Annotated in this window: 1 pseudogene; it reads right to left on the bottom strand. The window is 39.1% G+C overall.

Going from position 1 to position 442, the window contains the following annotated elements:
• Positions 1–442, bottom strand: a pseudogene (gene eno / locus J7R13_RS08985) (phosphopyruvate hydratase); the annotation flags it as partial.

Genomic DNA, 442 nt, shown 5'->3' with positions numbered 1-442 from the left:
CTAAACCAATGGCAATTTGTTCCCCTAGTTTGTAGCCACATGTTGTAATAGATTCCATAATAAAATCAATTGCTTGATCAGCACTTTTAAATTGAGGTGCAAAGCCACCTTCATCACCAACATTGGTATTATAACCCGCATCTTTTAAACGCTTTTTCAACGCATGGAAAATTTCAGCGCCATAACGAATGGCTTCTCTTACAGTAGGGGCTCCTATAGGAATAATCATAAACTCCTGAAAATCAATCAGATTATCAGCATGAACGCCACCATTAATAATATTCATCATAGGGGTTGGAAGAATATGCGCTTGTGTACCACCAATATAACGATACAAAGGTAAATTTAATGAATCCGCAGCTGCTTTCGCAACAGCTAATGAAACACCAAGAAGTGCATTGGCACCAAGACGGGCTTTGTTTGGCGTTCCATCCAAAGCAAT

The sequence above is a fragment of the Bartonella taylorii 8TBB genome, from assembly GCF_902825155.1.
Classification (GTDB): Bacteria; Pseudomonadota; Alphaproteobacteria; order Rhizobiales; family Rhizobiaceae; genus Bartonella; species Bartonella taylorii_A.
This window is presented reverse-complemented; position numbering and strand designations above follow the sequence as displayed.